This is a genomic window from Austwickia sp. (genome assembly GCA_016699675.1).
GTDB lineage: Bacteria > Actinomycetota > Actinomycetes > Actinomycetales > Dermatophilaceae > Austwickia.
The window spans coordinates 570,987-583,487 of sequence record CP064985.1 but is presented as its reverse complement, the minus strand read 5'-3'; the positions used below and the strand labels follow the sequence as shown (position 1 = coordinate 583,487).

Below are 12,501 nucleotides of genomic sequence, written 5' to 3'. Positions count from 1 at the left end.
CGCCGGTTATGCCCGCGCGTGGGTGGGGCGCTCGTGGACCTGCATCGCCGCCGGGACATAGACGCACGTCGGGTCCGAGCCGAGGATGTCGCCCGTCACGGCGTACGTGTGCGAGCGCGAGCCGCCGCACACCTCGTTGTATTCGCAGACCCCGCACTTGCCGTGGTAGTTCTCCGGGTGCCGCAGCGCGACGAGCAGCGGGTTCGTGCGGTAGATCTCTCGGAACCCGGTGTCCTTGACGTTGCCGCAGTGCTCCGGGAAGAAGCCGCTGGGGTAGACGCCGCCGACGTGGGACACGAACGCGAAGCCCCGGCCGGAGTTGACGTCGATGGGCGGCCGCGGCGTTCGGCGTACCAGGTCCGGGTCGTCGAGCAGGGCCGCCACGGCGGCGCGGAGGCGGCCGTAGAGCTCGCCGTGCTCCACCGGCGGCAGTGAGTCCTCCGCCGCGCCGCCGGCGAGCGCCGCCGCCCGGCGGGCCCGCTGGATGGCCACCCGTCGGTAGTGCGGGGCCTCCGTCGTCTTGACGGCGAGCAGGTCGGAGACGTCGTGCAGCCAGTGCAGCACGTCCTCGACCTCGGCCGCCGACAGCGCCTGCAGCGCGCTCCCGCGGCCGGTCGGCACCAGGAAGAAGACGCTCCACAGCGAGGCCCCCAGCCGCAGCACCAGCCGCAGCAGGTCGGGCAGCTCATCGACGGTGTCCCGAGTGACCGTGGAGTTCACCTGCAGCCGGTAGCCCAGCTCCTTGCACCAGCCCGCCGCGCGCACGGTCGCGTCGAAGACGCCGTCGACCCCGCGGAACCCGTCGTGCACCTCGGCCCGGGCGCCGTCGATGGACAGCGAGATGGCGTGTACGCCGGAGTCGCGGAAGACGCCCAGCGACTCCCGGCTCATCTTCGGGGTGACCGACGGCGACAGCGCCATGTGCAGGCCGAGCCCGGCGCCGTACCGCACCAGCTCCGGCAAATCCGTCCGCTCGAACGGGTCCCCGCCGGTCAGCACGACGATCGGGAACGGCCGCCCGAACCCGGCGATCTCGTCGAGCAGCGCCTTGCCCTGCGCGGTCGTCAGCTGGTCGGGGTGCGGTGCCTTCTGGGCGTCGGCGCGGCAGTGCCGGCAGACCAGCTGGCAGGCGCGGGTGGTCTCCCAGATGACGATCATCGGCCGGTCGCCGACGTCGTGGTGCAGGTGGCGGACGGCCCGATCGCTGTTCGGGTGCGCCGCGTGGGGGTGCCCCTGCTGCGGGTGCGAGTGGCCGGCGTTCGTGGTCATGCGCTGGTCTCCTTCGTGAGCTGCCGGACGGCGTCCTCCGCCGAGGCGATACAGGCGCCGAGGCCGATGCCGTCGTACGCCGCGCCCGCCAGCGCGACGCCGGGAAGTGCGTGCGCCAGTTCGCGGCGCACGTACGTCGTACGGTCCACGTGCCCCACCGTGAGCTGTGGCAGCCCACGCGGCCACCGCTGCACGAGCACGACCGTCGGTGCGACGTCGAGGCCGGTGAGCTGCCGCAGGTCCCGGCGGAGGTGGTCGACCAGCGTGTCGTCGGTCATGCCGGCCACCAGGTCCTGGCCGTCCCGGCCCGCGGACAGGCGCATCAAGAAGAGGTCGCCGCCGTCCGGGCCCGCCGCGTACTGGGGCCACTTCGCCGTCAGGTTCGTCACGGCCTTGAGTAGGGTGCCCGTCGTCGACGGAACCAGCAGGCGGTTGCCCTGCAGCGCCGGGACGCCCGCAACGCCCGCGCGCGGGAAGCCCAGCAGGACGCTGACCGTCGAGGCCGTCCGGGTCTGAGCCAGCGTGTCCGCCGCCCGCGACGCGTGGGGGCGCACGAGGTCCGCCGCGGCCCACGCGGGCACGGCGAGGACGACGACGTCCGCGGGGAGGTCGCCCGTCGGGGTGCGGACCAGGTAGCCGCCGCCGTCGGCCAGTGCGATGCCCGTGGCGGGGGAGCCCAGCCGTACGTCGACGGCCACGTCGGCCAGCACGGCCTCAAGCACGGCTGCCAGCCCGCCGGGCCAGGACAGGAAGTCCATCGTCGGCCGCTTCCGCGCCGGCAGGTTGCGTGCCGGCTGGGGTAGCGGCATCAGCGAGCGCCCGGTCGTGGCGGCCGGCACCAGCGTCGGGGTCGTGGCGCGCAGGCTCAGCCGCCGCACGTCGCCCGAGTGCAGGCCGCCGAGCAGCGGGTCGACGAAGCGGTCGACCACCTGGCGGCCGAACCGGCCCGCCACGAACTCGCCCACCGCCACGTCGTGCCCGGGGCCCAGCTCGGGGGCGCGCCGGAGCCGGGCCGCGAGCGGCTCCAACCCGGCCCGCACCAGCCCGGCCGGGGACATCACACCGCTGGCCAGCACGGGTCGCAGCCGGGTGGGTCCCGCCGGGCCCACCCCGGCCGGGAGCCGCCGCCGGCCGCGCGGGGTCCACAGGTAGCTCTGGCCGGTCCGGGCGGTGACCATCGATGCGCGCAGGCCCAGCTCGTCGATCAGCGCCAGGGCCCGCGGGGCCATGGTGTGCATGGCCTCGGCGCCCATGTCGACGACGTACGTCCGGCCGCCCCCGTCGACCGAGCCGACGGGCACCGTCCGGATCTGGCCGCCCAGCCGGTCCGAGGCCTCGAGGATCGTCGTCGCGTACCCCGCCTGGGCCAACCGCCGCGCGGCCACCAGTCCCGTGATCCCGCCCCCGACCACGACGGCACGCCGTCCGGCCTCACCCATGAAATCGAGCCTCCTCGTCGCCGGTGGCGACCGCCCGCCGCGGGCGGTGCGGCCGCGCCCTCACTGTAACGCGTCGGCAACCTGAGCCGGCGACCATCCAGGTCACAAGGCTTCGCGGGGGCCGCAAGGCGACGAGGTGTCGGCTTCCTCCGCCCCACCTGTGCGGCAGGCGCGGCGCGCCCAGCACCCGTGCAGGTCGCTCGCAGTCGGTTCGGAGACGATAGGGAGTATGCACAGCACCGGACTCGACCGAGGGGCGCGCCGCGGTCCCGCCCTGGAGCCGGGCCGCCGTCGCTCGCGGGCGATCGGCGTCGGCCTCTTCCTCGCGGCCCTGACGGCTCTTGCCGTCCCGGCGCTCGTCGCCGTCTTCGTCAACTCCGCGCGGGGCCAATCGGTGGAGGAGGTGGTCATGGCGGCCATGTCCACCGACCCCCGCACCGATCACGTGTTCCTCAGCGGGCTCCAGCTGGTCAGCGAGGGCGCCGTGGCGCTTGCCATCGTCGCCGTCCTGGCGCTGGGGGCGGCCCGGCGTCGGTTGGATCTGGGGCTCGGCGCCGCCCTCCTCATCGGGGGCGCGAACGTCACGACCCAGCTGTTGAAGTACGCCGTGATCGAGCGGCCCGACTTCGGGGACGGCGGCGGCAACACCCTGCCGAGTGGCCACGTCACGGTCATCACGTCGATCCTCGTGGCCGGGTTGCTCGTGCTGCCTGCGCGGATCCGGCCGGTCCTGGTCCCGGTGGTGGCCTTCCTCGCCACCTGCGCGGGAGTCGGGACGATCATCCTGAACTGGCACCGGCCGAGCGACGTGGTGGCCGCCTATGCCGTGGTCCTCGGGGCGACCGGCCTGACCGTGGCGGGGCTCGGCGCGGCCGGTCGCGTGCGCCCGCGGGTTCCCGGCGGGGCGGCGCGGGTCGCGCGGTACGCCGGGTGGGCCGCGCTCGCCGTGACGGCGGTCGGCGTGCTGATCCTCGTGGCCGGGGTGTCCCCGACGTACGGGCGACGAGACATGCTGGTGGCGGTCCTAGCCCTCGCCGCGACGGCCGCGGCCTGCGCGGCGGCGATCGCGGCGGCGTCGTACGCCGTTGACCTCCTCGGCGACGGCGAGCCCGCGCCCCCTCGGCCGCGGCCCGCGCGGGCGCACTAGGGCCGATTCCTCGTCGCGAACACCCGCACCGCGCGGCGCGGCGGCACCGACTCCGGCGGCGTCGCTCGGCGGCCGGGCGTAGGCCAACGCGGGGGTGAATCCGCGGATGGCGAGGTCCCGCACGAGGTTCACGATGACGATCCACATCCCGAAGAGCATGGCCCAGGCGCCCGCGACCTGCTCCGGGCCGACCTGCGCCAGCGCCCAGGTGAGGGGGTCGACGCGGCCGGGGTCGGGATAGCCCACCGCGGCCTGCAGGTCCGCGCGGCTCTGGTCGGCGCCGGGGGCGACCGCCTGCGGTGCCGCCGCCAACGGCAGCCCCGGCGGCAGGAACCGGTGGTCCACCAGCCAGGCCCGCGCGGTTTTGGCAAGGCTGGCGTGCCCCCGCGCGTTCGGATGCAGGCTGTTATGGAACCAATTCGCGGGGTTGATCTGTTGCTCGAGCTCCCCGCTGACCGAGACGCGGGTCAGCGCGTTGACCCCACCGGAGCCCGCCGGCCCGTCGTACAGCCGCAGCCCCTCGGCGGCGAACGCCTCGGGCACCGTATCCATCAGCATCAGGCGGCCGGCGGTGCCGGGTTCGGCTGCCACGCGGGCCATGGCGCCCGCGATCTGGGCGTTCAGGCCCTTGACCAGGCGGTAGATGAAGACGCGTTCGGCGTTGGTGAAGAGCGGCGGCCCCGCGTCGGCACCCGTGCCGGGCCCCTGGTCCCGGCCCGCTTCCTCCCGCGCGACGCAGGCGCTCGGCCCGGTGTCCGTCGCGCCCTGGTCAGCGCCGCAGATCGGCGGCGCCACCGGGATGGGATAGGGCACGACCACCACCACGGCGGCATCGGCGGCTTCGCGGAGCACGCCGCGGTACAGGTCCGCGAGGCTGTCGGTGAGGCCGGGCAGGATGCGCCGAGTCCAGTACCCGCCGATCGCGGAGCACTCCCCAGGGGCGAGGCAGGTGGTGCCGATCTGGCTGAACTGCAGGTCGTTTCCCCCGCCGTCGACCAGCACGATGCTGTCCTTGACGCGGTTCGTCCCCTCCCGGGCCCGGCGCAGCAGCTCCAGCTGGTTCGGCTGGCTGACGTGGTTCGTCGGGCTGCTGCCCGCGATCTCCGGCACGGTGGCCCCCGAGCACGCCAGCAGGGTGAGTTCCTTGCCGGTCTGGTCCGCCAGCAGCGCCGCGTAGGCACTCGGTGCCCGGTGGCACGACGCCTCGTCGGGGGCCCGCTCGCGGTAGAACTCGCGAGCCCCCTCGCCGGACATGTAGGAATCTCCGAGCGCGATGATTCCGCCGCCGTCGGTCGCCCGTGGGCTCGCCGCGTCGGTCGTCCCGGGGACCGTGGTGAACAGCAGCATGCCGGCCAGCACGCCGGCCATCGTGTCGGCGGAACTGCGGGCGCAGACCGCGAGCCCGACCACGAACGCGATCACGACCACGCTGCCGATCACCCGGCCGTCCAATCGCCCCAGCGCCCAGGCGAGGAACGGAATGCCCACCGCTGCAAGCCCTCCCATCAGCACCGCGGGCGCCCGGACGAGCCGTCGAGGCACGATTCGCGGCGGGTCGGCGAGCAGGGCGATCTCCGACATGAGCGAACAGCCCACCGTGCCGCTCGCCACCCCGGCGAGGAGGAGCGCGCCTATCGCGGGGCTTGGCGTCCCGGGGGCGGCCCGGGCGAGCAGCATCGCGGCGACGATCAGGACCGCCCCGGCGACGGCCCACCGCACGCCGGCGGACGGCGCGGTGCGGCGGCCGATGCGGTACGCCGTCGCGGCGCCCCCGATGCCCGCGGCCGCGATGGCCAGGAGCGGCGCGTACCCGACGCCCGGGACGGGTCCCACCAGCAGGCCGGCGAGGAGAGCCACCGCGAGCATGGTCAGGCTTCGATCCGCGCCGGGCGGCCGTCGCCGCCCCCAGAGCGCCCACCCGGCCGTGCCGCCGGCGGCCGCCAGCGCGACCAGCTGCAGCGGGCCCCACGGCAGCCACGGCAGCCACGCCGCGCCCGCCAGGCCGGGCCGCCGGGTCCCCACCCCATCACCGGCGGGGATGCCCTGGCCGCCCACGGCCGCGGCGACGACGAGCAGGCACAGGATGATGATCGCGAGGAAACTCCGACCCATTCGAGGCTGCGCGAGCGCATCGCGGCGGCGCTCCAGGTGTTCGCTCAGGAAGCGGGACCCCGCCATCGCCAGCGGAACGAGCACCGCCGCCGCGACGGGCAGCAGGGCGGGCGACCCCAGCTGCGCCGTGAACCAACAGACGCCCGCGCAGATCAGGAAGGCGAAGCCGGCCCGTTGCAGGGGACTGAGCGCTCCGATGTCCGCCTGCCGCTCGACCCAACGCATCGGTCCTCCTGTGAGACGAATCACATTGTCACGCGGGCGGATTGCGGCCACAAGGGCCTGCCTCGGCCGGTGCGGCGGGTGGCCGCAGTTGGCCCGGCTATGGTGTGCGCGTGGTGAGGACCCTGTTCGCCGTCGCGGCCGGCAAGGCCGCCCGCCTCGCGACCCGGCTGCGCGGGGGCGGCTCCGCCTTCCCCGGGCTGGTCGCCGAGCGGATCGACCCCACGTTCCTGGCGACCGCACTGTCGGACGTCCGCGGCGGCATCGTCGTGGTGAGCGGCACGAACGGCAAGACGACGACGACGAAGATGCTGGCCGAGGTGTTGCGCGCCCACGGCCGCACGGTCTTCAGCAACCCCACCGGGAGCAACTTCACCCGCGGCGTCATCTCGTCGTTGCTCGGTGAGGTCGGCCCCCGCGGCCGGGTCCGCGCCGACATCGCCGTCCTCGAACTCGACGAGGCCCACTCGATCCCGTTCGCGCGCACGGTCCCCCCGACCCATGCGCTGCTGCTCAACGTCGCCCGCGACCAGCTCGACCGGTTCGCCGAGATCGACCACACGGCGGCGCTGCTGGCCCGGCTGGCCGCCCTGACCACCCAGGGGCTCGTCCTCAACCGCGACGACTCGTTCATCGCCCGCATCGGGGACGGACCCACCGCGGCCGAGGGCGCGGCCCCGTCCGCCCGGCCGGTCCGCTACTTCGGCGTCCATCCCTCCATCGCCGACCGCCTCCCCGAGCTCCTGGAGGCCGACCTGCGCGCCGATCACGACGCGCCCCCGCCCGACCTCGGCGGCGCCGACGGGCTGCTCAGGCCCCTGGACGACCGCTCGTTCGAGGTGGTCTTCGCCGACGGGGCCACCGTCGGCCCGGTCGCGCTGCGTCAGCGGGGACTGGCCGCGATGATCAACGCCACGGCGGCGACGACGACCGCACGGATGGTCCTGGGCGAGGCCTTCGACGCGGGCGTGACGGCGACGACGCTGGCGGCGGTCGCGCCGCCGTTCGGCCGGGGCGAAGTCGTGGACGTCGACGGCCAGCCCCTGGAGCTGGTGCTCGTCAAGAACCCCGCGGGCTTCACCGTCGCCCTCGGCACGTACGGCGCCTCACACGTCGCCACGATGATCGCCATCAACGACGACTATGCGGACGGCCGGGACGTCTCCTGGCTGTACGACGTCTCCTTCGACTCTCTCGCCGACCGTGGGGTCGCCGTGACCAGCGGCGTCCGCGCGTACGACATGGCCCTGCGGCTGAGCTACGACGACATCGACACGGCGCTGGTCGAGCCGGACCTGGAGCGGGCGCTGACCGGTTTCCTCGCGGCGCACCGCGGCGAGCCGACGCGCATCTTCTGCACGTACACGGCCATGCTCGCGCTGCGCAAGATGCTCGCCGCGCGCTACGGGCTGGCGGCGATGGGGGAGGAGCGGTCCTGATGCCGACAGCGAACGACGGACCACGACGTACGGCGCCGGTGGCGAGCGTCGCGGGGATCACCGAGCCCACCGGCCCCAGCAAAGGGACGATCGTGCTGGTGCACATCTACCCGCGCGAGATGAGCATCTACGGCGACCTCGGCAACACGCGGGTCATGCAGCATCGGCTGAACTGGCACGGCTACACCTGCGACCTGCGCCGGCACCACCCGGGCGACGAGTTCCCGCGCGATGCGCACCTCGTCCTCGGCGGCGGCGGCCAGGACAGCGGGCAGGCGCACGTGGAGGCCGACCTGGAGCGCAACGCCGACGTCCTGCGCGGGCTGGCCGCCGACGGCACGCCGATGGTGATGGTCTGCGGCATGTACCAGCTGTTCGGCAACGCCTTCATCACCGTCGAGGGTGCCCGCCTGCCGGGCCTGGGGATCCTCGACGTCACGACGACGGGGGGCGCGGACCGCATGATCGGCCCGGTGGCGCTCGACACGCCGTACGGTCGCGTCGTCGGCTACGAGAACCATTCCGGCCGTACGACGCTCGGGGCGGGCCAACAGCCCTTCGGGCGCGTCCTGCACGGCCACGGGAACAATCCCGATGACGGCCTCGAGGGCGCGGTGACCCACCGGGTGATCGGCACGTACCTGCACGGCCCGATCCTGCCCGCGAACCCCGCGCTCGCCGACGCCCTCATCAAGGACGCGGTGGAGCGCGGGCTGGGTCGAGCGTTCGAGCCCGAAGCCATCGACGACCACCTGGCCGACCAGGCCCGCGAGCGGCAGATCGCCCGGCTCCTGTCGGGTCGCGAGCGGCGCGACCGCGCGAGCGGCCAGGCGCGCGGCGCCTGACTGGGTGCGGCGTCCGCCGCCGCCCGCCGACACCGGATTCCGGATAAATCGCCTAAATGCCCACCTAACGGTACCCTTATCTTTGGCGCAAACGACCTCCGCGGCCGAACGCCTTGGAAACGCCGGTTTGCCGACGATGCCTTCAGGGAACCCAGCGGCCCATTCCAGCCCGACCGCGCGTGCGGTCGGGTGGTCCGCACCCAGCCGTGGAAAGGTCAATTGTGGCTCCTGCATCTGGTCAGCGTCGTTCGGCGCGCGCGCTCGGACTGCGCGCCAAGATCCTGCTCGTCGGTGGCATCGGGCTAGCCGGCGCCCTCGCCCTCGGCGGGGTCAACGTCTGGTCGCAGTCGCGACTGACGGCGGCGGCCCACGAGATCGAGTCTGCCGCGAGGGCCCAGCAGGCCGCGCTCAACGCCGCCATCACGATGAACACCTACAACGGCGCGCAGACCGAGTACGTGCTCGCGGTCAACGAGGACGGGACCAAGGCCATCGATCCCGGCAACAGCCACCGCAAGTCGTTCCTGGATGCGGGGGCCTCGCTCAAGCAGCAGCTGGCGGACTTCCCCACGCTGAAGACCGACGCCGGCAAGGCCGCGCTCGCCAAGTTCAAGACCGACCTGCTGGAGTTCAACGCCCTCGACGAGAAGATCGTGGCCCTCATCGCCACGGGCGACCCGGCCAAGGCGGCCCAGGCGCAGTCGCTCACGCTGAAGGAAGAGGTCGCCGTCACCGCCCAGGCGACCCAGGCTATCAATGCCCTGGTCAAGACGACCGAGGGCCGCATCGCCGCCGCGTCGCAGAGCCAGGACGACACCGCCCGGGCCGCCAACATCGTCACGATCGTGACGCTCCTGGTGGTGCTGGGCGCGGTCGCCGCGGTGGCGCTGCTGGTGAGCAGGGCGGTCCTGGCGGCCGTCAGCGGGGTCCGCGCCAGCATGGAGGCCATGGGCCGCGGCGACCTGACCGTCGCGGCGCAGGTCAACACCAACGACGAGGTCGGTCAGATGGCGAAGGCGGCCGAGGCCACTCGGCAGTCCATGCAGGACGTGCTGAGCCAGGTGGGCCAGGCGTCGTCGACCGTCGCGGCCGCCGCGGAAGAGCTGACCGCGGTGGCGACCCAGGTGGGTGCGTCCTCGACGGCGGCGACCGAACAGCTCACCGAGGTCACTGGGTCGGCGGAAGAGGTGTCCCGCAACGTCCAGACGGTGGCGGCCGGCACCGAGGAGATGACCGCGTCGATCCGCGAGATCGCGAAGAACGCCTCCGACGCGGCCGGCGTGGCCGCCCGCGCGGTCGGGGTGGCCACCGCCACGAACGCCACGGTCGCCAAGCTCGGCGAGTCCTCGGCGGAGATCGGCAATGTCATCAAGGTGATCACGAGCATTGCGGAACAGACCAACCTGCTGGCGCTCAACGCCACCATTGAGGCCGCCCGGGCCGGCGAGGCGGGCAAGGGCTTCGCGGTCGTCGCCAACGAGGTCAAGGACCTGGCCCAGGAGACCTCCCGGGCCACCGAGGACATCGCCCGCCGGGTGGAGGCCATCCAGGTCGACACCGACGCGGCCGTGGCCGCCATCAGCCAGATCAGCGGCATCATCGCGCAGATCAACGACACGCAGTCGACGATCGCCTCCGCGGTGGAGGAGCAGACCGCGACCACGAACGAGATGGGTCGCAATGTCACCGAGGCCGCCGGAGGGTCGCACGCCATCGCCACCACGGTGAGCGAGGCCGCCCGCGGCGCCGCGGAGTCGACCGAGGCCGCCAAGAGCGCGGCGCAGGCGGCGGGCGAGCTCTCGCATCGCGCGGCGGATCTTCAGGCGCTCGTCGGCCGGTTTACCTACTGAGCGACCCCCGCGTCAGGGGGTCGCTCAGAAGGGGGGCGCTGGCAGGGCGTCGTTTGGCAGGGAGTCGTTCAGGGGATCAGCGTCAGTGGAACGCCGGCAGGCCGTGTTCCGGGCCGTCGTCCGGACCGTCGACCTGCCCGACGAAGTAGCGCTCCTTCGTCGCCCGCCAGGCCACGAACGCGAGCATCCCCAGCGGGATCTCCAGGATGTGGCTGTAGATCGCGAAGAGGACGACGGCTGCGGCGGCCTGGTGCCCACCGGCGCCGAACGCCACCATCAGCCCGGCGGCCAGCTCGGTGACGCCGATCCCGCCGGGCGTCAGCGGCACCATCGTCAGCATTCGGGACAGGGCGTAGCAGGCGAACGCCTGGGCCCACGGCAGGTCGATCCCGAACGCGAGCATGCACTCGCGGAAGAGGAAGAAGTAGATCCCGAGGAAGCCCACGATCCCGAACGTGAGACGCAGCCACCCCGGCCGCACCACGCCGATCACGCGGGACCGCATGTCCAGGGCGATGGCCTCGACGTCGACCTGGTCGTTCTTCTTGAGCAGCCGCAGCACCGGGCGGACCACCTTGTTGAGCAGTTTGCCGATCGCGTGGGCGCTCTTGTCGGAGGCGAGGATCGCGACGGCCAGCCCGACCATCACCGCGGCGACCACGACGGCGCCGCCGACCCCGATGACGATGAGGTGCGGCAGGTCCGTGGTCCCGCTCACCAGCAGCCAGATCACCGCGATCATCGGCAGGATCGCGCGGACCAGCAGGTTCCAGATCGAGGTGATGATCAGCGACGTGCCGATGTTGCGGTGGCTGAAGCCCCAGGACCGGAAGATCGCGTACTGCGCGGCGACGCCCACCGCGCCACCGCCGGGCATCGAGTTCGACACCCCGGACCCGCACAGGTTCACGATGAGCGCCGGCGCGTGCTTCAAGCCGGGCAGCGAGGCCGACAGCGTGAAGGTGTAGCAGTACAGGCCGGCCATCATGAAGCCGAAGAGCATGAGCGCCTTGCCCCAGCCGAGCCGGCGCAGCTCCCAGCCGATCTGATGCCAGGACGTGTGGGTCAGCCAGGGCAGGACCCATCCGAGCAGGACGACGGCGACCCCGAGGCCGACCACCACCTGGAGGGTCTTCTTGACGACGTCGGCCGTGCTGCGTGCCGGCTTGCCCGCGCCGGGCCCGGGCGCGGGCGCGTTGGTCTCGCGGGTGGTCTCGTCGGTGGCCACGGGTCCCCTTGGTGGTGTGCTGTCGGTCGGCACGGGCGCAACGATCTCGCCGCGTCGTCCCGGGTTGGGCGGTCGGCCGGTCACAGGCCTGCGAAGACGTCGTTCTTGAGGGTACCTGGTGGGCGGTGAGGCGCCGGCGTACCCGGTTCGAGGCCCGTCGCGTCGACGTACCATTCCCGCCCGAAGACCAGCGCGAACAGCGGCCGCGGGATCCGCAGGAAGGCGGCCAGCGTGCGGTCGGCCCCGTCGTCCGCGGCGGCCTGCGAGGTGTGCGCCGCCATCGCGGCGCGCTTGGCGCGGGCGAACGCGCGTACGTCGACGCGGTGCGTGATCTGATCCCGGGGCGAGAACGACCGCCGAAACGAGGTGGGGTCGAAGTCCGGTGGGAAGCGGTAGACCTTGCCGACCAGCTCCACGGCCCGGGCGATGAGGTCCCGCGGGATCGTGGCCTCCAGGAGCCGCGGGGTGTCGGCCAGCAGCGTCGCCCGGCGGACGACCTCGTGCAGCCGCACGTGGTCGCGATGGCCGTAGCCGCCGTTGGCGTCGTACCCGATCACCACGTCCGCCCGCTCCGCGCGCAGCACCTCGGCGACGCGCTCGGCCGCCTCGGCTGGGTCGGCGGCGAGGAACCGCGTCCGTCCCGGCGGGTCGGGGAACAGCTCCGGGCCCATCCCCGAGTCGGCATAGCCCAGGTGCACGACCCGCGCGGCGCCGAGGGCGTCGGCGCTGGCCTGCAGCTCGGCGAGCCGGCGGTGGCCCAGCGAGGCCCCGCTGCCCAGGCCCAGCTCGGTCGAGGTCAGCCCCAGCTCACCGTCCGTGGCCACGACCAGCACCACGCGATGTCCGGCGGCGGCGGCCTTGGCCAGCGTCCCCGCCATGAGCAGGGCCTCGTCGTCGGGGTGGGCATTGACGGCGACGATCGTGCGGCTCATGCACCGATCATCGCCGAG

Annotated in this window: 8 protein-coding genes; 3 read left to right on the top strand and 5 right to left on the bottom strand. The window is 73.4% G+C overall.

Annotated features, from left to right (window positions below):
- Positions 1-6: 6 nt before the first annotated feature.
- The 3 genes from IPK37_02630 to IPK37_02620 all read right to left on the bottom strand — a co-directional run bounded on the left by IPK37_02630 (position 7) and on the right by IPK37_02620 (position 6,192).
- The gene (locus tag IPK37_02630) at positions 7-1,269 is read right to left on the bottom strand and encodes a TIGR04053 family radical SAM/SPASM domain-containing protein (protein QQS01384.1); all 1,263 of its coding nucleotides are present in this window, start codon (positions 1,267-1,269) and stop codon (positions 7-9) included.
- Positions 1,266-2,708, bottom strand: coding sequence for a protoporphyrinogen oxidase (hemG, locus tag IPK37_02625; protein ID QQS01383.1), 1,443 nt, complete (start codon positions 2,706-2,708; stop codon positions 1,266-1,268). The genes IPK37_02630 and hemG overlap by 4 nt, the downstream gene beginning before the upstream one ends.
- A gap of 1,024 nt (positions 2,709-3,732) precedes the next feature.
- A complete protein-coding gene (locus IPK37_02620) occupies positions 3,733-6,192 on the bottom strand; it encodes a hypothetical protein (protein ID QQS01382.1) in 2,460 nt (819 codons plus the stop codon).
- A gap of 110 nt (positions 6,193-6,302) precedes the next feature.
- Here IPK37_02620 and IPK37_02615 point away from each other — a divergent pair, with 110 nt between their 5' ends.
- From IPK37_02615 to IPK37_02605, 3 genes are all read left to right on the top strand, one after another.
- Complete coding sequence (locus IPK37_02615) at positions 6,303-7,628, top strand: DUF1727 domain-containing protein (GenBank protein ID QQS01381.1); 1,326 nt, start codon at positions 6,303-6,305, stop codon at positions 7,626-7,628.
- Positions 7,628-8,473, top strand: a complete 846-nt coding sequence (locus tag IPK37_02610; protein QQS01380.1) for a cobalamin biosynthesis protein CobB — start codon at positions 7,628-7,630, stop codon at positions 8,471-8,473. Before IPK37_02615 ends, IPK37_02610 begins: the two co-directional genes overlap by 1 nt.
- Before the next feature lie 425 nt (positions 8,474-8,898).
- Positions 8,899-10,323 (top strand): HAMP domain-containing protein, encoded by a 1,425-nt coding sequence (locus tag IPK37_02605; GenBank protein ID QQS02618.1) that lies wholly within the window; start codon positions 8,899-8,901, stop codon positions 10,321-10,323.
- Positions 10,324-10,405: 82 nt separating this feature from the next.
- On the opposite strand, the gene IPK37_02600 is transcribed toward IPK37_02605, so the two are convergent.
- Together IPK37_02600 and IPK37_02595 are read right to left on the bottom strand one after the other, a co-directional pair.
- On the bottom strand, positions 10,406-11,551 hold the full coding sequence (locus tag IPK37_02600) for a flippase-like domain-containing protein (protein QQS01379.1): 1,146 nt from the start codon (positions 11,549-11,551) through the stop codon (positions 10,406-10,408).
- An 80-nt stretch (positions 11,552-11,631) separates the two neighbouring features.
- On the bottom strand, positions 11,632-12,483 hold the full coding sequence (locus IPK37_02595; GenBank protein ID QQS01378.1) for a PIG-L family deacetylase: 852 nt from the start codon (positions 12,481-12,483) through the stop codon (positions 11,632-11,634).
- Positions 12,484-12,501: the final 18 nt, after the last annotated feature.

Bases quoted from the DNA above. Each gene is read 5' to 3' on its own strand.
- IPK37_02630 (QQS01384.1), bottom strand. From the start codon at position 1,269: ATGACCACGAACGCCGGCCACTCGCACCCGCAGCAGGGGCACCCCCAC.
- hemG (QQS01383.1), bottom strand. From the start codon at position 2,708: ATGGGTGAGGCCGGACGGCGTGCCGTCGTGGTCGGGGGCGGGATCACG.
- IPK37_02620 (QQS01382.1), bottom strand. From the start codon at position 6,192: ATGCGTTGGGTCGAGCGGCAGGCGGACATCGGAGCGCTCAGTCCCCTG.
- IPK37_02610 (QQS01380.1), top strand. From the start codon at position 7,628: ATGCCGACAGCGAACGACGGACCACGACGTACGGCGCCGGTGGCGAGC.
- IPK37_02605 (QQS02618.1), top strand. From the start codon at position 8,899: ATGAACACCTACAACGGCGCGCAGACCGAGTACGTGCTCGCGGTCAAC.
- IPK37_02595 (QQS01378.1), bottom strand. From the start codon at position 12,483: ATGAGCCGCACGATCGTCGCCGTCAATGCCCACCCCGACGACGAGGCC.